This window comes from Massilia sp. ZL223, from assembly GCF_018119395.1.
Classification (GTDB): Bacteria; Pseudomonadota; Gammaproteobacteria; order Burkholderiales; family Burkholderiaceae_D; genus Telluria.
Genome location: NZ_JAGPWD010000055.1, coordinates 1 through 21,454 on the forward strand (window position 1 = coordinate 1; position 21,454 = coordinate 21,454).

The following is a 21,454-nucleotide window of genomic DNA, read 5'->3' on the forward strand; positions in this document are numbered from 1 at the left end:
AGCGAAACCCCACTCGAGTGATCTCGGGTGGGGTTTTTTGCTTTGGGGGCCGAAAAGACGCTGGCGGTACGCACGCAAACTTGGGTCCCCGCCTTCGCGGGGAGTCGTAGCCGCCAGTGGCGGGTATGACGGTTTTATAGCGAAGTGCGCTAATCGCGATAATCATTGTGGCCTGCTGCTTATGAACGTCATTCCCGCGAAGGCGGGGACCCAAGTTCAACTAGCGCCAGCAGGATACGACACTATGCAGAACAACGATCGGGCCAACATCCACTCACCGGCTCGACCTTAAAGCCGCACCTCCTCACCGTCCCGCTCACTCAACCAAAGCGTGCGGACATTCCTACAACTCCGCGAAGCCTTCTCCTATACAGACCTGACCCGGCTGCGCGCATGATCGATCTATTGGTTCAGCAAGCAGAGGAGCGATCATGAAATCGAAAGAGAAGGTCAAAGGCGGCGATAACCGTGCCCGTGGCATCCACAAACCGAAAGTCGTGACTGTCGCCGAAGGCAGCCTGCAGAGCAGGGCGCCCGGGTACGTCATGCCCGGCGGCCCCGATACGCCGTTCCCGAAAGCCAGCCTGGGTTCGATGCAGTCCGACTTGCACGGCAGCCCGCGCAATGGCGTCGGCACCCAACACGGCGCATGGAGTGCGCGCCAACAGGCGCAGCGCATGCAGGAGCGCGGTGAACAGGACCGACTTGGCCAGCTCCAGCAGTCCGCCGGCATCGAACAGAACCAGCCTGCCGGTTCCCAGCAGTCTTCGCTCGGCACGTCCGGCTCGCGCCAGTCCGCTCCGGAATCCACCCCGCAGAACAAGGTCGACCAACCATCCTCCGATTACGGCAGCAAACGCAGCCGCAAGCAGCCACGTGGCTGACCGGTTGCCGTCTTGACCGATCCTGACCCGGCCAGTCCGGGTTTCTTTACGCCCGTTAGCTGTCCTCCTCGCACGTTCCAACCTGTCATCCTGTGAAAACTGAGGCACAATGCAGTTACAGCATTGTCAATTCATCCATACAGGAAGAGCATGAACGAACAGGTCGCACGCAATGTCGTGCTGGTGCGCGCCATCGAAACCTCCGACGTTGGCCATACCGTACTGAGCGAGGATGACCGCAAGTACGCCACCCGCAGCGCTCGCGAGCTGGCCGCCTGGCAGGCATCCGACAGCAAGATGGCGGTGACCCAGCATCACTTCCTGCAGCAGCGTTCCGAACAGATCATCAAGCGCCTGAGCGAACGCACACCCGCCTTCGCCGCTTTCGTCCGCAGACGCCCCGGCATGACCGGCATCTGGACCGCGCTTCCCTTCATCGCTTTCATCGCCGGCGCGGCCCTCGACCGCATCGCCGATCCGCACCGAATCGACCTGCTGTCCGCACCGCTGCTGCTGATCATCGCCTGGAACCTGCTGGTCTACCTGGGTATGCTGGTGTGGGCCATCATTCCCCGCAAGCGCAAGACCGGCAGCCCGCTGCTGCACCGCCTCAGTGTCGGCAAGGCCGCCGTACCCCGTAAGCTGCCCTCCGCACTGAGCGACGGCGTCGCCCACTACCTCGCCGACTGGGCAGTGCTGAGCGAGCCGCTCACGCGCGCACGCCTGGCTCGTACCTTCCACCTGGCTGCCGCCGGCTTCGCGCTCGGCGCCATCGCTTCGCTCTACGCACGCGGCATGCTGACCGAGTACGTCACCGGCTGGGAAAGCACCTTCCTCGACGGCCGCCAGGTACACACCCTGCTGTCCTGGCTCTTCATGCCGGCGATGACCGTCTTCCCTTTCCTGCAGGGCTTCTCGCTGAACGAGATCGAGCTGCTGCGCTTCGGCCGCGGCGCCGTGGTGACGGGAGGAGGGGAGCGCTGGGTGCACCTGTACGCCGCCACCTTGCTGCTGCTGGTCGTGCTCCCGCGCCTGATCTTCGCGAGCTTCGCCGGCCTGCGCGCCGGCCGCCTCAAGCGCCGCTTCCCCATCGACCTGGACCAGCCTTACTTCCGCAAGCTGGCCGACAGCATCGGCGCCGGCGCGCCCGCGCTGCTGCGCGTGATCCCTTACAGCTATACGCTCGACGAAGCGCGCGACCGCGGCCTCTGGGCCCTGGCCGCAGCCACCCTGGGCGGTCAGGCCAGGGTCCAGCTGCGCCCGACGGCCAGCTATGGCGTGGAACCGAAGGATGCCCTGCGCGAGACCGTGCTGGACGAGGCGGGTGTCACCGTCACCGCCGTCCTGTTCAGCCTTGCGGCGACGCCGGAAAAGGAAAACCACGGCGCCTTCCTCGATTACCTTTCCAAGCGCGTCCCGCGCGGCGTCGCCGTCCTGCTCGACGAGTCGTCCTTCGTCGAACGCGGCGGCGAGCAGCCCGGCAGCGATACGCGCCTCACCGAGCGCAGCGCCCTGTGGCGCCAGTTCTGCAGCTTCCACGGCGCACCCGCCCACGTCGTCAACCTGCTCCAGCCGGACAAATACCCGCTCGAATTCGGCGCGGGCCTGAAATTGCCGGAGCTGCGCTGATGGATCCGGTCAAGATCCAGTTCGCGCTCGTCTCGCACACCAACAACGGCAAGACCACCCTGGCGCGCACCCTGGTGGGCATGGACGTCGGCGAAGTGCGCGACGCCGCCCACGTCACCGAATTCGCCGAGGCCCACCCATTGGTCGAGAGCGATGCGGGCGACACCCTAGTGCTCTGGGACACCCCCGGCTTCGGCGACTCGGTGCGCCTGCTCAAGCGCCTGTCCATCGCAGGCAATCCGATCGGCTGGCTGCTGCGCGAAGTCTTCGACCGCTACCGCGACCGTCCGTTCTGGCTCAGCCAGCAGGCACTGCGCGCTGCCAGGGATGAGGCGGACGTGGTGCTCTATCTCGTCAACTCGTCCGAGTCGCCCCAGGACGCCGGCTACCTGCCGGCCGAGATGAAGATCCTCGACTGGCTCGGCAAACCCGTCGCAGTGCTCCTGAACCAGATGGGGCCACCCCGTCCGGGTGCGCAGGAGCAGGGCGAGCAGCAGCGCTGGAAGCAGCACCTGGCCCAGTACCCGATCGTGAAGGAAGTACTGCCGCTCGACGCCTTCGCGCGCTGCTGGGTGCACGAACACGTGTTCTACGAAGCGATCACGCCCCTGATCGCGCCGGCCAAGCAGCCCGGCTACGCGCGCCTGGTCGCGGCATGGTCCGCGCGCAACCGCGAACGCTTCAGCAATGCCTTGCGCACCAGCGCCGAGCAGCTGGCCGCCGCCGCACGCGACAGCGAGCCGCTGCCGGAGACGCAGCGCGGCGTCCTGCGCAGCGCCCTCAAGGCGGTCGGCATCGACAAGGACGAGCAGCGCCGCCAGGAGCTGGCAATGGCCGCCCTGGTTGCTCGCCTGGAGAACGGCATCAACCACGCCACCGCGCGCATGCTGTCGCTGTACCGCATCGACCCGGGCCAGGCGCTCACCATCAATGCGCGCGTGAGCGAGAACTTCGCCGTGCGTGCGCCGGTCGACAAGACCCAGGCCGGCCTGCTGGGCGCAGTCGTATCGGGCGCGGCGACCGGCCTGTCGGCGGACGTCATGGCCGGCGGCCTGACCATGGGCGCCGGTGCGCTGCTGGGCGCCATCGTCGGAGGCCTGACGATGGCCGGCGCCGCATGGGGCTTCAACCAGCGTCTCGACCGCGACAAGGCCAGCGTGCAGTTTGCCGATCCCTTCCTGCAGACGCTGCTGACCGGCGCCGTCCTGCGCTACCTGGCGGTGGCCCATTTCGGCCGCGGTCGTGGCAACTACGTCGAAAGCGAGGCGCCCCCGTTCTGGCAAGCGGAGGCCGAACGGACGCTCGCCGCGAGCGCGGCCGCCCAACCCAGGCTGTGGGAGGCGGTGCGCACCGCGCCGGACCTCGGCGCCGCCGCGGCGCTGGTCGAGTCCGTGCTGGTCCCCGCCGTGAACGCGACGCTGGCCACGCTGTACCCCGGCGCCGCATTGCAGGTCCACCCGCCCGCCGATGGCACGCCAATTGCTCCCAAATCATAAGACCGATCATTATCAGGAGACGAGCATGACACACCCCGCCCAATTGGCCCTGTTTGCAAAGGATGGCGTACAGGTAGCTGGCGCATGAAGCGCAAGGTCCTGGTTTCCGCGCTTGGGCTGATGTCCGCCGCCCAGGCCTCTCCAGCGCTGCCTGATTCCATGGCGCCCGATGGCGAACGGATCGCGCGGGTCGAAGTGGTGGGCGCGCTGCCGTTCGCCGACGCGGGCATCCAGGCGGACCGGCTGCCCTACGCACTGCAGTCGCTGGACCGCGACGCCCTGCGCGACGCCCAGGGCGGCAACCTGGCGGAGACGATGACGCGCAAGCTGGTCGGCATCGCCGTCAACGAGATCATCGGCAGCCCCTTCCAGGTGGATCTCAGCTACCGCGGCATGCGCGCCTCGCCCTTGCTCGGCACCTCGCAAGGCCTGTCGGTCTACCTCGACGGCGTGCGCGTCAACGAAGCATTCGGCGACGTGGTCAACTGGGACCTGCTGCCCGAGGCCGCGCTGGCGCGCCTGTCGGTGGTGCCCGGTTCGAATCCGCTGTATGGCCTGAACACGCTCGGCGGCGCGCTCGTCCTCGAGACCCGGTCCGGCCTGTCGGACCCCGGCGGTGAACTGGCCCTGTCCATTGGAGAGCACAAGCGCCGGCGCGCCGATGTCAGCTACGGCATCAACGCCGATGGCTGGCACCAGTTCGTCGCGGCCACGCTGTTCGAGGAGGACGGCTGGCGCGCCCACTCCGCTGGCCGCCTGGGGAATTTATTCTACAAACTGGGGCACAAAGGCCCGGCGACCGACTGGAGCGCCACGCTGCTCGGCGGCCGCAGCCGCATGCTCGGCAATGGACTGCTGCCGGAAGCGCTGTACCGGCGGGACCGGCGCACGGTCTACACCTATCCCGACCGTACCGAAAACCGCCTGCTGCAGGGCGGCTTGCGCATCAAGCACCGCATGGAAAGGGGAATCGAAGCGACCGTCTCCGCCTATGCGCGCAACAGCCGCCGCGATACGGTCGGCGGCGATGTGGGCGACGAATATGCGGATTATGTCGAGGACTGCGCCGATGGTTTCGACGCCGCTGGCCAGGCGAACGATCCAGTCGAATGCGCGTTCACGCGCGACGAGGGGGCCGCGCTGCATCCGGCCAGCCTGAATACCACGGCCACCCGCCAGCGCAGCAGCGGCGCCAGCCTGAACCTGCATAGGCGCGAGGGCGGGAACACCTATGATGCCGGCCTCGCCTGGGACCGCAGCCGCGTGCACTTCGCCCAGTTCGAACAGGAAGCCTTCTTCACGCCGATGCGCGGTGTCGAAGGCGATCCCGAAGAAGAGCGCGAGCCGGCATCGTCGGTATCTGGCCGTGCCCGCGCTTCAAGCCTTTACGCCGCGTCGACGCTGGCCGTCTCGCGCGACACCAGCATGAGCCTGTCGGCCCGCTTCAACCACGCCCGGGTCGGCAATACGCTGGTGACCGAAGACGGCCCCAAGCCGCCCGAGACCTTCAGCTATTCGCGCCTCAATCCGGCGCTCGGATTCACCCACCGGTATGCCGGGATGACCTGGTTCGCCAACGCCGCGCAGAGCAACCGCGTGCCCACGGTGATCGAGCTCGGTTGTGCCGACCCGGACGAACCCTGCCGCCTGCCGGTCGGGCTGCAATCCGATCCCTACCTGAAGCAGGTCGTGTCACGTACCATCGAGGCAGGCGTGCGGCGCGGCGGAGAGGATGGGGCGGTCGGCGCCAGCGTCTTCCGCACCGTGAACCGCGACGACATCCTGTTCGGGCGGGCAGGGCTCACGCGGGCCGGCTATTTCTCGAATTTCGCCCGCACGGTGCACCAAGGCGTGGAACTCAGCTGGTCCCTGCGCCGCGGCGCCCTGGAAGCGCAAGCAGGCTACAGCTTCCTGGACGCCGCCTATGGCGCCGCCGGCACGCTGTTCACGGGCGCCCGTTCCGTGCCGGTGGAGCACGGCACCCGCATCGCCGGCCTGCCGCGCCATACCCTCAAGCTGGATCTCGGCTGGAAGGCCAGCCCGGCCCTGGTGCTCGGCGCGGAGCTGCGCGCGGTCTCGCGCATGGGGAGCCAGGGCAACGAGGACGGCCTGGTCGAGGATGGTGAAGAGGATGCGCGTGCCGACTGGAGCATCGGCGGCCACGCGCTGCTGAACCTGCACGCCAACTGGACACCTGCGCCTGGCTGGCAGGTGTTCGCCAGGATCGCGAACGTCCTGGACCGGCGCGTTGAGAGCTTCGGCTCCCTGGCCGTCGACCTGTTCCCGGACGGCCGCCTGCTGCAGCCGCATGCTGGGCCGGTGGAGCCGGCGATCACGCGCTTCGTCGCACCCGGCGCGCCGCGCACCCTGACGGCCGGGGTGCGCTACCGCTTTTAGAACTGATACCGGGCGCTCACGCCCATGACCCAGTTGCGTCCCGGCGCCGCTTCGTAATAGCGGCGGTTGGCGTCGCCGACAATCACCGAGCCGACATAGGTGCGGTCGAACATGTTGTTCAGCCGCGCGAACTGCTTGAAGCGCCAGCCGCCCAGCTGCTGGCTGGCCTGCACCCGGGCGTTGACGATCGCATAGCCGGGCGCCGGCGTCATCGTGTTGGTGTCCTCCGCGTAGACGCGGCCGTTGGCGATGGTCTCGAGCGCCGCGCCGAAGCGTCCTTCGCGCTCTTTCCAGCCGAATTCGCCGTACAGGCTGGTCTTGGGGATGCCCGGCAGGCGGCTGCCCTCGGGCACCGCGCCGAAGCCCTCGTCATAGACCGCGCGTAGCACCGTGAGCGCGAGGCGGGCATTGAAGCCGGCGCCCAGCTCGGCGTCGAGCGACAGTTCGCCGCCCTGGCGCAGGGTGGCGCTGGCATTGCGGTAGCTGGTGCGGCCGCCCGAGGAGCTGTCGACGACCAGTTCGCCCTTGGTGCGCACCTGGAACAGCGCCGCATTAATGCGCGCGCGCTCGCCCATCATGGCCTTGAAGCCCGCCTCGAGGTGGGTGCCCACCGCCGGATCGAGCCGGAAGTTGAAGCCTGCGCCGCTGCCTGAATAGAACAATTCGTTCAAGGTCGGCGCCTCGAAGCCGCGCGCCGCGCTGGCATACACGTTCAGCGCGGGCGATACCTTGTACAGCACGCCGACCAGCGGCGTGGTGTGGCGGTAGTCGACGCTGCCGCTGTCGTTGCCATTCGATAGGAACTTATCCTCGACGTCGAACTTCAGGCGGCTGCGCCGCACTCCGCCGGTGAGCACCCATTGGCCGCGTTCCCACTCCAGCTGGGCGTAGGGATCGGCGCTGCTCACCTCATTCAGTTCGTCGCGCCGCAAATTTCCCTTCACGCCGAAGGTGGGCCCCACGAAGTTCTCGAAGCCCTGGCGCGCATCGCGCGAACGGGCCAGCTCCAGGCCCAGGGTAGCGCGCAGGGTGCCGCCGGCCAGCTCGCGCACCAAGCGCCAGTTGGCGTCGACGCCATGGAAATCGCGATCGAAGTCGACCACGCCGCCCGAATGGCTGGCCGGCGCCTGGAAGCCGCGCGAGAACGACTGGTACTGGATCACGCGGCGGTTGCCGCCATACGCCGTCACCTGCAGGCGGTCCGGCCCGAAGCGGCTTTCCCAAGATACGCCGAACTGCTTGTGGTCGATGCTCTTGCGCGTGTCGTAGCGCTCCGCCAGGGTGCGCTGGGGCGAGAGCGTGTCGGTGGTGTCGATCTCGCCGGCGCGCGGATCGCGCTGGTAGGTGGCCCAGGTCACGCCCAGCGGATCCTGGGTGTCGTCCTGGCGCAGGCCGCTGGCCGTCAATACGAGCCGGCTGCTGGCCGAGGGAGCGAAGGTCAGCTTGGCGTAGGCCTGGTCGCGGGTGGCGGCGCTGTGGTCGCGGAAGCCGTCGGTCTCGAAGCGCGAGGCGTCGAGCAGGTAGCCGAACGCGCCGCTGCTTCCCTCGGCGTTGACGTCGGTCTTGCGCAGGCCGTCGCTGCCGGCGGCGAAGTTGGCCTCGACCGAGGGCCGCCCTTTGGGATCGCGGGTGAACAGCTGGACCACACCGCCGGAATGGTTGCCATACAAGGCGGAGAAGGGGCCGCGCAGCACTTCGATGCGCTCGGCCATGTCGAGATTGAAGGTCGCGGCCTGGCCCTGGCCGTCCGGCATCGTGGCCGGAATGCCGTCCGCCACCAGGCGCACGCCGCGCACGCCGAAAGCCGAGCGGGCGCCGAAGCCGCGCGAGGAAATCTGCAAATCCTGCGCATAGTTCTGGCGGTCGCGCGCCACCAGGCCCGGCACCGCGGCCAGGGCCTCGGAGGCGTTCACGCGCGGCTGGGTGTCGCGGATCTGGGCGGCGTCGATCACGTCGATGGCGGCAGGGAGGTCGAAACTCGTGTGCTCGGCGCGGGTGCCGCTGACCACGACCACGTTCAGGGGGCCTTCCGGCTCATCGGCGCTGGCTGCCAGCGGCCAGCATGCGCATGCGGCGGCGATCAGGTTCAGGCGTAAAACGTGTTGCTTCATCCGGTCTCCAGTCTGTCGGTGGTCCGCCTCCCGCAGGCGGGCCGTGTTATCCCGTCAAGCAATATACCTGCCATCGCGAAAACGTGATGCGCCAAGCTGCGTTTTCAGGACAGTCAGGCTGGCGGGTTGTTCAACTTTTGAACAGGTGTTGCAGGAGCCGATGTTCCGTGTGCGACGTTGCGGAACGGTTTACAGAGGGAGAGGGGGCGCCGCGGTCGCGGCTGGCACGCCCCTTGCGAAAGGATCACCTGCCATGGAGCCCGTTGCCGCCAACGGAAAAATCAACAACCTAGGGGATGACATGAATCTCGCGGACATCAATAAGCTGGGCGTCGCCAATCCATTCAAGCAGCGTTACGACAACTTCATCGGCGGCCGCTTCGTGGCCCCGAGCAAGGGCGAGTACTTCCCCAACATCACGCCGATCACCGGCCAGCCTTTCTGCGAGGTGGCGCGCTCCAGCGCCGAGGACATCGAGCTGGCGCTGGACGCCGCCCACGCCGCCAGGGATGCCTGGGGCAAGACGTCGCCGGCCGAGCGTGCGCGCATCCTGAACAAGATCGCCGACCGCATGGAAGAGAACCTCACCATGCTGGCCACCGCCGAGACCATCGACAACGGCAAGCCGATCCGCGAGACGACGGCGGCCGACATCCCGCTGGCGATCGACCACTTCCGCTACTTCGCCGGCGCCATCCGCGCCCAGGAGGGCTCGATCGCCCAGATCGATCACGAGACCTATGCCTACCACTTCCACGAGCCGCTGGGCGTGGTCGGCCAGATCATCCCCTGGAATTTCCCGATCCTGATGGCGGTCTGGAAGCTGGCCCCGGCCCTGGCGGCCGGCAACTGCGTGGTATTGAAGCCTGCCGAGCAGACCCCGGCCTCGATCATGGTGCTGATGGAGCTGATCGCCGACCTGCTGCCGGCCGGCGTGGTCAACGTCGTCAACGGTTTCGGCCTGGAAGCCGGCAAGCCGCTGGCCTCCAGCAAGCGTATCGCCAAGATCGCCTTCACCGGCGAGACCGGCACCGGCCGCCTGATCATGCAATACGCAGCGCAGAACCTGATTCCCGTCACCCTCGAGCTGGGCGGCAAGTCGCCCAACATCTTCTTCGAAGACATCATGGACCAGGACGATGCCTTCTTCGACAAGTGCCTGGAAGGCTTTGCCATGTTCGCGCTGAACCAGGGCGAGGTCTGCACCTGCCCCTCGCGCGTGCTGGTGCAGGAATCGATCTACGAGGCCTTCATCGAACGCGCGCTGGAACGCGTGGCCGCGATCAAGCAGGGCAATCCGCTCGACAGCGCGACCATGATCGGCGCCCAGGCCTCGCAGGAACAGCTGGAAAAGATCCTGTCCTACCTCGACATCGGCCGCCAGGAGGGCGCCCAGGTACTGGCGGGCGGCGAACGCCATGTGCAGCAGGGCGAACTGGCCGGCGGCTACTACGTGCGCCCGACCGTGTTCAAGGGCGACAACGCGATGCGCATCTTCCAGGAAGAGATCTTCGGGCCGGTCGTTTCCGTCACCACCTTCAAGGATGAAGAAGATGCGCTGCGCATCGCCAACGACACCCTGTACGGGCTCGGCGCCGGGCTGTGGACGCGCGACACTTCGCGCGCCTTCCGCGTCGGCCGGGCGATCCAGGCCGGCCGCGTGTGGACCAACTGCTACCACCTGTACCCGGCGCACGCGGCCTTCGGGGGCTACAAGCAGTCGGGCATCGGCCGCGAGAACCACAAGATGATGCTCGACCACTACCAGCAGACCAAGAACCTCCTGGTCAGCTACAGCCCCAACGCGCTCGGCTTCTTCTGAGCCATATGAACAGCGCGCCCGCCCGCGTGGTCGCCACCGCCGCCGCACTGGAGCTGATCGGCCAGCTGCGCCGGCGGCACGGCCCGGTCATGTTCTTCCAGTCCGGCGGCTGCTGCGACGGCAGCGCGCCGATGTGCTACCCGGACGGCGAGTTCGCCGTCAGCGACAGCGACGTCCGCCTGGGAGAGCTGGATGGCGCGCCCTTCTACATCGGCGCCGGGCAGTTCGCCTACTGGGCGCATACCCAGCTGATCATCGACGTCGTCGCCGGCAACGGCGGCATGTTCTCGCTCGATAACGGAACCGGACAACGTTTCCTGACCCGCTCTCGCCTGTTCAGCGACGAGGAGCTGCAGCTGCTGCCTGCCCCGGTGACCGGGGCGCCGACCGATTTTGCAACCCGTCCGCCGAGCGGCGGACCACTTTGACAAGAAAGATGCCATGAAAACGAGAGCCGCCATTGCGTGGAAAGCCGGAGAACCCCTGAGCATCGCCGAAGTAGACCTGGAAGGGCCGCGCGCCGGCGAAGTCCTGGTCGAGATCAAGGCGACCGGGATCTGCCACACCGATTACTACACCCTGTCCGGCGCCGACCCGGAAGGGATCTTCCCGGCCATCCTCGGCCACGAAGGCGCAGGCGTGGTGCTGGAGACCGGCCCCGGCGTCACCTCGGTCAAGAACGGCGACCACGTGATCCCGCTGTACACGCCGGAATGCCGGCAGTGCAAATTCTGCCTCTCGCGCAAGACCAACCTGTGCCAGTCGATCCGCTCCACGCAAGGCCGCGGCCTGATGCCGGACGCCACCTCGCGCTTTTCGCTGGACGGCAAGCCGATCTACCACTACATGGGCACCTCGACCTTCTCGAACTACATTGTGGTGCCGGAGATCGCGCTGGCCAAGATCCGCGAAGACGCGCCTTTCGACAAGGCCTGCTACATCGGCTGCGGCGTGACCACGGGCGTGGGCGCGGTGGTGTTCTCGGCCAAGGTGGAGGCGGGGGCCAATGTGGTGGTGTTCGGCCTGGGCGGCATCGGCCTGAACGTGATCCAGGGCGCGCGCATGGTGGGCGCCGACAAGATCATCGGCGTCGACATCAATCCCGGCCGGGTCGAGATCGCCCGCAAGTTCGGCATGACGCATTTCGTCAACCCCAACGATGTGGGCAACATCGTCGACCACATCGTACAGCTGACCGACGGCGGCGCCGACTTCTCCTTCGAATGCATCGGCAACACGACCGTGATGCGCCAGGCGCTCGAGTGCACGCACAAGGGATGGGGCCAGTCCTTCATCATCGGCGTCGCCGCCGCCGGCCAGGAAATCAGCACGCGTCCCTTCCAGCTGGTCACGGGGCGCCAGTGGAAGGGATCCGCCTTCGGCGGCGCGCGCGGGCGCACCGACGTGCCGAAAATCGTCGACTGGTACATGGAAAACAAGATCAACATCGACGACCTGATCACCCACACCTTGCCGCTCGATCGCATCAACGAGGGCTTCGAGCTGATGAAGAGCGGGCAGTCGATCCGCTCGGTGGTGCTGTACTGAGCAAGCCGCAGTCCGATTCCAACCAACGAACAGGGAGACGAACATGAATGAGGCAGTCAAGATCCATCCGGCCGTCGACAACGGCATACCACCTGCGGAACCCGGCTTTTCCGGCGGCACGCTGAGCTGCCGCTGCGCGGCCAATCCGGTGACGGTCGAAATCGGGAGCCAGGTGGCGCACAACCACGTGTGCGGCTGCACCAAGTGCTGGAAGCCGAACGGCTCGCTGTTCTCGCAGATCGCCGTGGTCGGGCGCGACCACGTCAAGGTGACGGCCAACGAAGACAAGCTCCAGGTCGTGGACCAGGACGCGACGATCAAGCGCCATGCCTGCCGCGACTGCGGCGTGCACATGTATGGGCGGATCGACAATTCCGGCCACGCCTTCTATGGCCTGGATTTCGTGCACACCGAACTGTCGAAGGAACGCGGCTGGTCGCCGCCGGAATTCGCCGCCTTCGTGTCCTCGATCATCGAGTCGGGCGCGCGGCCGGAAAACATGGGGGCGGTGCGCGCCCGCCTCAACGAACTGGGACTGCCGCCTTACGACGCGCTGTCGCCGGCGCTGATGGACGCCATCTCGACCCACGTCGCCAGGCAGCGCGGCGTGCTCAAGGACGCGTAAGGAGAGCGGCTGCCGGCAGCCCGGCAGCCGCCTGCTGCGCAACTCACCGGAGACAAGAATGAAGCGATCCTTCCTGCTGCTGTCGCTGGCGCTGGCCGTGGCAATCAGCACCCCGCTGGCGGCGCACGCCGACGACTTCCCCACCAGCGGCCGCGTGGAGTACGTGCTCGAGTGCATGCAGAAGCACGACGGCAAGTACGAATATCTCTACAAGTGCTCCTGCGTGATCGACCACATCGCCAGGGAGATGACGTACGACGACTACGTGGCGATGTCGACCGCCCTGCGCAACCAGACCATGGGCGGCGAGCGCGGCGCAGTGTTCCGCGATCCGGCTCCGGTCAAGGACATGGCCAACAAGTACAAGGCGCTCCAGGCCAGCGCCAACAAGGCCTGCTACGTGACGCAGCGCTGAAGGCTGTGTCGTGGATGGCGCAGCGCGCGGCGCGACTGTCCCGAATCTGAACATGGCGCCGCGCAGCAGGAGGGGCAGGGCGCAGGGCAAGGACACTGGCACATTCTGTGCTGTGGGAAGGGTGGGACATCCCCACATCGATGTTTGCATGGCTACACAGGTCGGACCGCTGATAAAAACCATAGGAGACTCAACCATGTCATTCCCAATAAGACTCATCCGCTGGTGGCCGTGCCTGGCACTGGCTGCCGGCCCGGCGCTAGCCGCCGACTCCGATGTCGAGAAGCTGACCAAGGACCCGAAGAACTGGGCTATGCAGTCCGGTAACATGGCGAACCACCGCTACAGCGAACTCAAACAGATCAACAGCAAGAACGCCAAGAACCTGCAGGTGGCCTGGACCTTCTCCACCGGCGTGCTGCGCGGCCACGAAGGCGGCCCCCTGGTGATCGGCGACACGCTCTACATCCACAGCCCCTTCCCGAACAAGGTCTTCGCGGTGTCGCTGGAAGACCAGTCGATCCGCTGGAAGTACGAACCGAAGCAGGACCCGACCGTGATTCCGGTGATGTGCTGCGACACGGTCAACCGCGGCGTCGCCTACGCCAACGGCAAGATCTTCCTGCAGCAGGCCGACACCACGCTGGTGGCGCTCGACGCCAAGACCGGCGCCGAGCTGTGGAAGACCAAGGTGGGCGATCCGAAACTCGGCGAAACCACCACCAACACCCCGCACGTCTTCAAGGACAAGGTCCTGACCGGCATCAGCGGCGGCGAATTCGGCGTGCGCGGCCGCGTGACGGCCCACGACATCAACACCGGCAAGGTGGTATGGCGCGCCTACAGCACCGGCCCGGACAACGAATTGCTGGTCGACCCGGCCAAGACCATGACCTGGACCGACGGCAAGATGGCGCCGATCGGCCCGGATTCCTCGCTCAAGAGCTGGCAGGGCGACCAGTGGAAGCTGGGCGGCGGCACCACCTGGGGCTGGTACAGCTACGACCCGGAGACCAACCTGGTCTACTACGGCACCGGCAACCCGAGCACCTGGAACCCGCGCCAGCGCCCCGGCGACAACAAGTGGTCGATGACCATCTTCGCGCGCGATCTCGACAGCGGCCAGGCCAAGTGGGTCTACCAGATGACCCCGCACGACGAGTGGGACTATGACGGCGTCAACGAAATGATCCTGGCCGACATCAAGGTCAAGGGCCAGCCGCGCAAGGCGCTGGTGCACTTCGACCGCAACGGCTTCGCCTACACGATGGACCGCGTGAGCGGCGAGCTGCTGGTGGCCGAGAAATTCGATCCGAAAGTGAACTGGGCGACCCACGTCGACATGAAGAGCGGCCGTCCGCAAGTGGTGGCCAAGTACAGCACCGACAAGAACGGCCCCGATTTCAACACCAAGGGCATCTGCCCGTCGGCCCTGGGCACCAAGGACCAGCAGCCGGCCACCTATTCGCGCAAGACCGGCCTGTTCTACGTGCCGACCAACCACGTGTGCATGGACTACGAGCCCTTCCAGATCGAGTACACGGCCGGCCAGCCCTATGTCGGCTCGACCCTGTCGATGTACGCGGCGCCGGAAAGCCACGGCGGCCTGGGTAACTTCATCGCCTGGGATGCCGGCACCGGCAAGATCGTCTGGTCCAAGCCGGAGAAGTTCTCGGTGTGGAGCGGGGCGCTGTCCACCGCCGGCGACGTGATCTTCTACGGCACCCTGGAAGGCCACGTGAAGGCGGTCGACCACAACGGCAAGGAACTGTGGAAGTTCAAGACCCCGTCCGGGATCATCGGCAACGTCCACACATGGGAGTACAAGGGCAAGCAATACATCGGCGTGCTGTCGGGGATCGGCGGCTGGGCGGGCATCGGCCTGGCGGCCGGCCTGACCAAGGGCACCGAGGGCCTGGGCGCGGTGGGCGGCTACAAGGACCTGGCCAAGTACACCGAGCTGGGTGGCGTGCTGACCGTGTTCGCCCTGCCTGACAACAAGTGATGGTTCCTCCGCGCCGCGCCTTCACCGGCGCGGCGCGCTTTGATCGACACCGGGAATACTATGAACAAACTGAAGAACCGAGCCTGGACCGCGGCGCTGTGCTGCGTCCTGGCAGCGCTGCCCGCAGTGGCGGCCGGACCCGCCCAGGCGGGAGGCAACACACCCTACACGGTGGCGGAAGGTAACAAGGTGGATGCCCAGACCCTGAGCGGCTGGAAGACCTGGCGCGCGATGGCCTGCGAACGCTGCCACGGCGCGGCGCAGGAAGGCATGGTCGGCCCGTCGCTGGTGGACAGCCTGAAGGTGCTCAACAAGGACCAGTTCAAGGCGGTGGTGCTGAAAGGACGGATCGAGAAGGGCATGCCGAATTTCGACGGCAGCAAGATGGTGACCGAGAACATCGACAACCTCTATGGCTACCTGAAAGGGCGCTCGGACGGCGCGATCGAACCGGGCCGCCTGCAGGAGATCGGTAAATGACGTGGCGCTCGCCGCTGGCTGGACTGGCCTGCATCCTCGCCTGCGCCGGCGCGCCGGCGGCCGCCCAATCCGCGCCAGGCCAGGACAAGGTCTTGCGGGTCTGCCAGGACCCCAACAACCTGCCCCTGTCGAACCGGGCAGGGGAGGGTTTCGAGAACAAGATTGCCGCATTGCTGGCGCAGCAGCTGGGCTGGAAGCTCGAACACACCTGGTATCCGCAGCGGATGGGCTTCATCCGCAATACCCTGCGCGCCAAGGAAGAGAATACCGACCGCTTCAAGTGCGACCTGGTCACGGGCGTCGCCAAGGGCTTCGACATGGGCGCCACCACGCATTCCTATTACCGCTCCAGCTACGCCATGGCCTACGTCAAGGGCCACGGCCTGGATGGCGTGCGTACGCTGGACGACCTGATGGCGCTGGACGCCGGCCAGCGCAGGAAGCTGCGCATCGCGGTCTTCGCCGGTTCGCCGCTCACGGAATGGCTGCTGCAGAACCACCTGATGGAGCAGGTTACCTGGTACCAGAGCCAGACCGGCGATGCCGGCCAATACCCCGGCGAGGTGATCGAGAAGGACCTGGCCGGCGGCAAGATCGACCTGGCCTTCGCCTGGGGACCCATCGCCGGCTACTTCGCCAGGAATGCGCGCGCGGAGCCGATTGTCGCCGTTCCGCTGGCGTCGCGCCCCGGCATGAAGTTCGATTTCGAGATCGCGATGGCGGTTCGCCATGGCGACAAGGATTTCCGCGCGCTGATCGACAAGCTGCTCGACGCCAACCAGGGGCAGATCCACGCGATCCTCGAACAATACGGCGTCCCGCTGCTGGAATTGCCGCAGCCGCAGCCTTCCCGACCCTGAGGACAGCATGATCCGTTTTCCAAGCTTAGTGCGGGCCGGACCGGCGTTCCTGTTTGCCCTGGCCGCCCTTGCCGGCCCGGCGAGCTCCCAGCCGGTATCGCCCGCCGAGGTCCTGCTGTTCGAAACCGACCACCTGGCGCGCACCAGGGCGCCGGCGACCCTGACCTACGACTTCCGCAAGGTCAGCAACGTTGAAGCCGGATTCACCGACACGGTCGAGCTGGGCCTGACGCGGGAGGCGGGACGCATGCACGCCCGCCTGCGCTTTCTCTCCGGCGAGCGTCAGCGCGAGGTGCCGGACATCGACGATGTGCACGGCAACCCGGTGCTGCTCGGCTTCCTGGAGCGCGACATCGCCGAGATGAAGCGCCTGACGGGCGGATCGACGACCTACTTCCGCAAGCGCATCCGGATGGCGCTGGCCCAGGGGACTGAGATCACGCGGCAGCCGATCACATTCCAGGGCAAGACGCATGAGGCCAAGGTGGTGCGCATCCAGCCCTACCTGGACGATCCCATGCATGCGCGCTTCGAGCAGTACGTGCGCAAGACGTACACCTTCGTCCTGAGCGACGAGGTGCCGGGCGGGGTGTACCGGATTACCACCTCCCTGGCGAACGACGGCGGACGGGTGATCCGCACAGCGGCCGGCGCGGGCCAGGGAGGCGAGGCGCCGGCCATCGACGAAACGCTCACCCTGGTCAAGGCGGTCGACAAGCGCTGAATGTGGCGCGACCGAAGCCTGGACATGGAATCAGCCGGAGGAAGCGATGGCGCGGTTGAAAGTATTCGCATTCGATTACGCCATGGCCGGCGGCCCAAGGGCACGCGCCCTGCCGGGAGCGCTCAGCCAGCAGGGCGCCATGCTGCTGCACGCCTTGCTGGCCGACCTGGCCGCCTTGCCGGACGTCGAACTCCACACCATGCCGGTCGCCGATGCTCCCGGACCGTCCGGCGCCTCGCTCGCCGGGCAGGGTTTCGGCCAGCGTTTCGACGCCTGTCTGCAGGCGGCGGACGCCGTCTGGCCCCTGGTCCTCGAAGCCGGCCTGCTGGAAGACCTGTCGCGCGACATCCTGCGTGGCCAGCGGATCCTGCTGGGCAGCGCGCCGGGCGCCGTGCGCGTCACGGCCAGCAAGCTCAGGACGGCGCGCGCGCTGGCCGACGGCGGCGTGCCGGCCGTGCCGACCTTCAGCCCGCATGCGTCCTTGCCGGACGGGGAAGGAGCCTGGGTCGTCAAACCGGACGATGGCGCCGGCTGCCTCGACACCCGCCTGTTCAGCGACCGCGCGGCGGCCCTTGCCCACGTCCGCGCCAGCGCCGCGCAAGACTATGTGCTGCAGCCCTTCGTCGCGGGAGAATTGGGCAGCCTGTCCCTGGTCTGCTGCGACGGCAAGGCCTGGGTGCTGGCCTGCAACCGCGAACGCGTGGCGGTGCGCGACAACCGCTTCCACTTCCTGGGCAGCACGGTGAACGGACTCGATGACGCGGACGGTGCGCTCGCTGGCCTGGCGCAGCAGGTGGCGGCGGCGCTGCCCACGCTGTGGGGCTATGTCGGGGTGGACTTCATCCGCAATGCCGACGGTGTCCTCGTGCTCGACGTGAATCCGAGGCTGACCGCCGCTTACGCGGGGCTGAGCGCCTCGATCGGCCGCAATCCGGCGGGACTGGTCATTGATTTGCTCAAAGGGGCGGCCGCGCCTGCGGCGCCGCTGGCGCGCCGCGCAGTGTGCGTCGACGTCGCCAGCCTCGGCCAGCCCTGGCCGCTGAGCTGATCGGCTACCTGATCACCACACCCCAGGGCAGCTTGCCGACGGCGATGTCGCGCAGCTTGGTGCGGCTGGCGGTGTCGATCACCGACACGTTGTGGCTGCGGCCGTTGGCGACGTAGAGCTTTTTGCCGTCGGGCGTCAGGGCCATGTTCCAGGGGCGCTGGCCGACCGGGATGGTGGCCACGACCTGGTGGGTGGCGGTGTCGATCACCGACACGTTGGCGTCGCCGCCGTTGGACACGTACACCTGGCGGCCGCTCGGATGCATGGCGATGCCGTTGGCGCGCAGCCCGGCCTTGATGCGGGCGACGATGGCGAAGCTGCTGGTATCGATGACGAACACTTCGTTGGCGTTCTCGGCCGCGATATAGGCGCGGCTGCCGTCCGGCAGGAAGCCGATGCCGCGCGGGCGGGCGCCGACCGCCACCTGGGCCACCTGCTTGCGGCCGGCGAAATCGATGATGTCGACGGCGTCGCCTTCTTCCGCACTGACGAACAGCAGGCGGCCGTTGGGACTGAACACGGCGTGCTCCGGGTTCTTGCCGTGCACGGGAATCGAAAACGCCAGCGCGTTGCTGCGGGTGTCGGTGACTGCAATTTCGTTCTTGCCCTCGATGGCGGCGACGACCCAGCGCCCATCGGGAGAGATCGAGACGCCTTCGGGCGACTCGCCCAGGGCCACCGCGGCGCCCAGCTTGCGCGCGCCCAGGTCGACCAGCTGCAGGCGGTTGTTCGGCTGGTCGCTCACGTACAGCCAGCGTCCGTCCCCGCCGACGGCCAGTCCCCGCGGCTTGGCGCCGCCCGGCATTTCGGCCACCACTTCATCCTTCGCGGTATCGATCACGGAAATCGTGCCGGCGCCTTCGTTCGGGACATAGGCGAACGGTGCGGCGAACAGGGCGGACGGCACGCCGGCGGCGAAAGCCAGCACGGCGGCGGAAAGGTGGCGAAGAGGCGGTGTGCTCATGCAGTCTCCATGTCAGTGAAAGGGCGACTTGTCGGGATGCTGGATGTTCAGGCGCTGCAGCTTGCGGTACAGGGTATTGCGGCTGATGTTGAGTTCGCGGGCGACGCAGCTCATGTTCCACTGGTGGCGGCGCAGTTCCTGCAGCAGCACCTCGCGTTCGGCGCTCTCGAGCGGTGTCAGTGTGGTATCGGAGAGGCCGGCGATCTCCGGGACCGGTGCGGAAACGGGAACGATCGGGACGGCGGAGTCCTGCCGGAGTTCGTGCCGGTACTCCGGGGGCAAGTCGCGCAGGCCGAGGCGGTTCGATTCGCGCAGAGCGACCATCGTGCGCAGCAAGTGGCGCAGCTGGCGCACGTTGCCGGGCCAGCGCTGCCGGTCCAGCGCGTCCAGCAGAGGCTCCTCGAGCTCGACGTGGCTGCCGTCGTCGCTTTCCTGGGCCAGGATATGCGCGATCAGCGCGCGGCGGTCGGCGCGCTCGCGCAAGGGCGGCATGCACATCGTGACGCCTTGCAGCCGGTAATAGAGGTCTTCACGGAATTCGCCGGTCTCGATCTTCTTTGCCAGGTTGCAGTGAGTGGCGCTGACCAGGCGGATGTCGAGCTTGACGGGCGTCTCGGCGCCGAGCGGGACCACCTCGCGCTCTTCCAGCACCCGCAACAGGCGCGCCTGCAGGGCGAAGGGCATGTCGCCGATCTCGTCCAGGAACAGGGTGCCGCCATTGGCCTGCAGCAGCTTGCCGCGCTGGCCATCCTTGCCGGCCCCGGTGAAGGCGCCGGCGCGGTAACCGAAGAGCTCGCTTTCGATCAGGGATTCCGGTATCGATGCACAATTAATCGCCACGAAAGGCCGGTCGGCCCGTGGGCCGGACAGATGCATGGCGCGCGCGAACACTTCCTTGCCGGTGCCGGTTTCGCCCAGCAGCACGGCCGCGACGTTGCGCTCGGCGATGCGTTTGGCGGTCGCCACGTGGGCGGCCATCACCGGGTCGCCGAATTCGATGCTGTCCAGCGCGTTGATGGTTTGTGGTGGGGTGGCGGGCAGGGCGCGCGGCGCCCGCCGCATCGACGGCGTGGTCACCGGCTGGACCATCACGGCGAAGAAGCGCGCGCTGTTGCGCACTTCGAAGATCGGCACCGGGTGGTAGGCGCCGCGGACGCTGCTGTCCACCAGGCCGGCAAAGGTCACGTTGAACAGTTCGCCGATATCGCGCCCGACGATCTCGGCCGGGCTGGTGAACCCGAGCTGGAGCAGGGCGCCGCGGCTGGCGGCCAGCACGGTGCCCGTCACGCTCATGGCGATCGCGCCTTCGTTCAGGGTGCCGACGAACTCCGGGCGGTTGTGGAAGCGCAGGATGTAGTCGTGGCGGAAGTGGTTCAGAAAGACCCGGTTTTCGATCATCTGCACCGACATGCAGACCAGGGCCAGCGTATGCTGCTGGGCGCGGTGCGATTCGCCGGAGGCGTCGAGCACGCCGACCAGTTCGCCTTCATGGTCGAAGATCGGGGCGGCGGCGCAGCTCAGGCCGATATTGCGGGACAGGTAGTGCTCATCCTGGTGGACGGTCAGGGGGCGGCGCTCGATCAGGCAGGTGCCCATCCCGTTCGTCCCCTGCACGCGTTCGCTCCAGATGGCGCCCTGGGTGAGGCCGGTCTTCGAGGCGGCGTGGGTGAAGGCAGGATCGCCGAAGTAGTTGAGCAGGACGCCGTCGCGATCAGTCAGCATGATGGCGTAACCGGAGCCGGCGAGCTGCTGGTAGAGGTTCTCCATCTCGATCCGCGCGACCGACTGGACGCCGGCGAGGCGCTCCTGGCGTTCGAGCAGTTCGACGTGCGCGACCACTTCGGGCTCCGCGCAGGTGCCGGGATCGAGCTGGTATTCGTTGAGACATCGGATCCAGGAACGTGTGATGCGGCTCCCGCTGTTGCCACTGAGATCGGTACCGATTCGGCCTTGGACGACCGAACGGACGCGCTTGACGTGTTCCACGGCAAACTTCGACATGCTGTCTCCTGGTCCGCAACTGACGCCGTGCCGGAGCAGGGCTGCCGTTGCTTGTTGGACTGTTATATGAGCCTGGCAACGTTAACTCTTATATACGGGAGAATACACCTTTAAGTTTGAAATTGTCCCGATACTTTAGTCGGGGAAACCTCTATGGGCGCCGAAGATACATTCGTCTCTAAACGAAGCCGAGTCATGGGAACTAAAGTTCGTATTTACATTCCCTAAGGCATCCATGGCGCATGCCGATGGAAACACAACAGTTAAAGTGCCACTTGCGCGGACCGTAGCCGGTTTGCTATAGTTCGCCTCCGCTTCGGCGTTGGTCGAAAAACGTTAACGTAATCAAGTGCTTACGATGACGCGACCGGCAGGCAGAAATGCAACGAAGTGGACGAGGGGTTGACGAGTTAAGCGAAACACTGCATAATCTCATTCCTCTGCT

The 21,454-nt window shown here is 66.7% G+C and carries 17 protein-coding genes; 14 read left to right on the forward strand and 3 right to left on the reverse strand.

The window, feature by feature from the left end:
• Nucleotides 1-431: 431 nt before the first annotated feature.
• The 4 genes from KBW95_RS23040 (at nt 432) to KBW95_RS23055 (ending at nt 6,406) form a co-directional block, all read left to right on the forward strand.
• The gene (locus KBW95_RS23040; protein ID WP_211526813.1) at nt 432-884 is read left to right on the forward strand and encodes a hypothetical protein; all 453 of its coding nucleotides are present in this window, start codon (nt 432-434) and stop codon (nt 882-884) included.
• Nucleotides 885-1,034: 150 nt separating this feature from the next.
• A complete protein-coding gene (locus KBW95_RS23045; RefSeq protein WP_211526814.1) occupies nt 1,035-2,513 on the forward strand; it encodes a DUF2868 domain-containing protein in 1,479 nt (492 codons plus the stop codon).
• Entirely contained in the window at nt 2,513-4,009 is a 1,497-nt protein-coding gene (locus KBW95_RS23050) for a DUF3482 domain-containing protein (RefSeq protein WP_211526815.1), read from the forward strand. The genes KBW95_RS23045 and KBW95_RS23050 overlap by 1 nt, the downstream gene beginning before the upstream one ends.
• Before the next feature lie 84 nt (nt 4,010-4,093).
• Nucleotides 4,094-6,406: a TonB-dependent receptor gene (locus KBW95_RS23055; protein ID WP_211529428.1), complete on the forward strand. Its 2,313-nt coding sequence runs from the start codon at nt 4,094-4,096 to the stop codon at nt 6,404-6,406.
• Here KBW95_RS23055 and KBW95_RS23060 read toward each other — a convergent pair.
• Entirely contained in the window at nt 6,403-8,517 is a 2,115-nt protein-coding gene (locus tag KBW95_RS23060; RefSeq protein ID WP_211529429.1) for a TonB-dependent receptor, read from the reverse strand. The genes KBW95_RS23055 and KBW95_RS23060 overlap by 4 nt on opposite strands.
• A 301-nt stretch (nt 8,518-8,818) precedes the next feature.
• Here KBW95_RS23060 and adh point away from each other — a divergent pair, with 301 nt between their 5' ends.
• From adh to KBW95_RS23110, 10 genes are all read left to right on the forward strand, one after another.
• On the forward strand, nt 8,819-10,339 hold the full coding sequence (gene adh, locus KBW95_RS23065) for an aldehyde dehydrogenase (protein WP_211529430.1): 1,521 nt from the start codon (nt 8,819-8,821) through the stop codon (nt 10,337-10,339).
• Between the two features lie 5 nt (nt 10,340-10,344).
• Nucleotides 10,345-10,767: a DUF779 domain-containing protein gene (locus KBW95_RS23070; RefSeq protein WP_211526819.1), complete on the forward strand. Its 423-nt coding sequence runs from the start codon at nt 10,345-10,347 to the stop codon at nt 10,765-10,767.
• Nucleotides 10,768-10,780: 13 nt separating this feature from the next.
• Entirely contained in the window at nt 10,781-11,887 is a 1,107-nt protein-coding gene (locus KBW95_RS23075) for an S-(hydroxymethyl)glutathione dehydrogenase/class III alcohol dehydrogenase (RefSeq protein WP_211529431.1), read from the forward strand.
• Between the two features lie 43 nt (nt 11,888-11,930).
• Nucleotides 11,931-12,512, forward strand: coding sequence for an S-(hydroxymethyl)glutathione synthase (gene gfa / locus KBW95_RS23080; protein WP_211529432.1), 582 nt, complete (start codon nt 11,931-11,933; stop codon nt 12,510-12,512).
• Nucleotides 12,513-12,570: 58 nt separating this feature from the next.
• The gene (locus KBW95_RS23085) at nt 12,571-12,927 is read left to right on the forward strand and encodes a hypothetical protein (RefSeq protein WP_229429961.1); all 357 of its coding nucleotides are present in this window, start codon (nt 12,571-12,573) and stop codon (nt 12,925-12,927) included.
• Nucleotides 12,928-13,123: 196 nt separating this feature from the next.
• The gene (locus KBW95_RS23090) at nt 13,124-14,932 is read left to right on the forward strand and encodes a methanol/ethanol family PQQ-dependent dehydrogenase (protein WP_211526822.1); all 1,809 of its coding nucleotides are present in this window, start codon (nt 13,124-13,126) and stop codon (nt 14,930-14,932) included.
• 60 nt (nt 14,933-14,992) lie between these two features.
• Nucleotides 14,993-15,412: a cytochrome c gene (locus KBW95_RS23095; protein ID WP_211529433.1), complete on the forward strand. Its 420-nt coding sequence runs from the start codon at nt 14,993-14,995 to the stop codon at nt 15,410-15,412.
• Entirely contained in the window at nt 15,409-16,272 is an 864-nt protein-coding gene (locus KBW95_RS23100; RefSeq protein ID WP_211526824.1) for a quinoprotein dehydrogenase-associated putative ABC transporter substrate-binding protein, read from the forward strand. The genes KBW95_RS23095 and KBW95_RS23100 overlap by 4 nt, the downstream gene beginning before the upstream one ends.
• A 7-nt stretch (nt 16,273-16,279) precedes the next feature.
• Nucleotides 16,280-16,996, forward strand: a complete 717-nt coding sequence (locus KBW95_RS23105) for a hypothetical protein (protein WP_211526825.1) — start codon at nt 16,280-16,282, stop codon at nt 16,994-16,996.
• Between the two features lie 46 nt (nt 16,997-17,042).
• A complete protein-coding gene (locus KBW95_RS23110; RefSeq protein ID WP_211529434.1) occupies nt 17,043-18,044 on the forward strand; it encodes an ATP-grasp domain-containing protein in 1,002 nt (333 codons plus the stop codon).
• 4 nt (nt 18,045-18,048) lie between these two features.
• Here the strand turns inward: KBW95_RS23110 and KBW95_RS23115 are convergent, their stop codons facing one another.
• A complete protein-coding gene (locus tag KBW95_RS23115) occupies nt 18,049-19,008 on the reverse strand; it encodes a beta-propeller fold lactonase family protein (RefSeq protein ID WP_211529435.1) in 960 nt (319 codons plus the stop codon).
• 12 nt (nt 19,009-19,020) lie between these two features.
• The gene (locus KBW95_RS23120; RefSeq protein WP_211526828.1) at nt 19,021-21,009 is read right to left on the reverse strand and encodes a sigma-54-dependent Fis family transcriptional regulator; all 1,989 of its coding nucleotides are present in this window, start codon (nt 21,007-21,009) and stop codon (nt 19,021-19,023) included.
• Nucleotides 21,010-21,454: the final 445 nt, after the last annotated feature.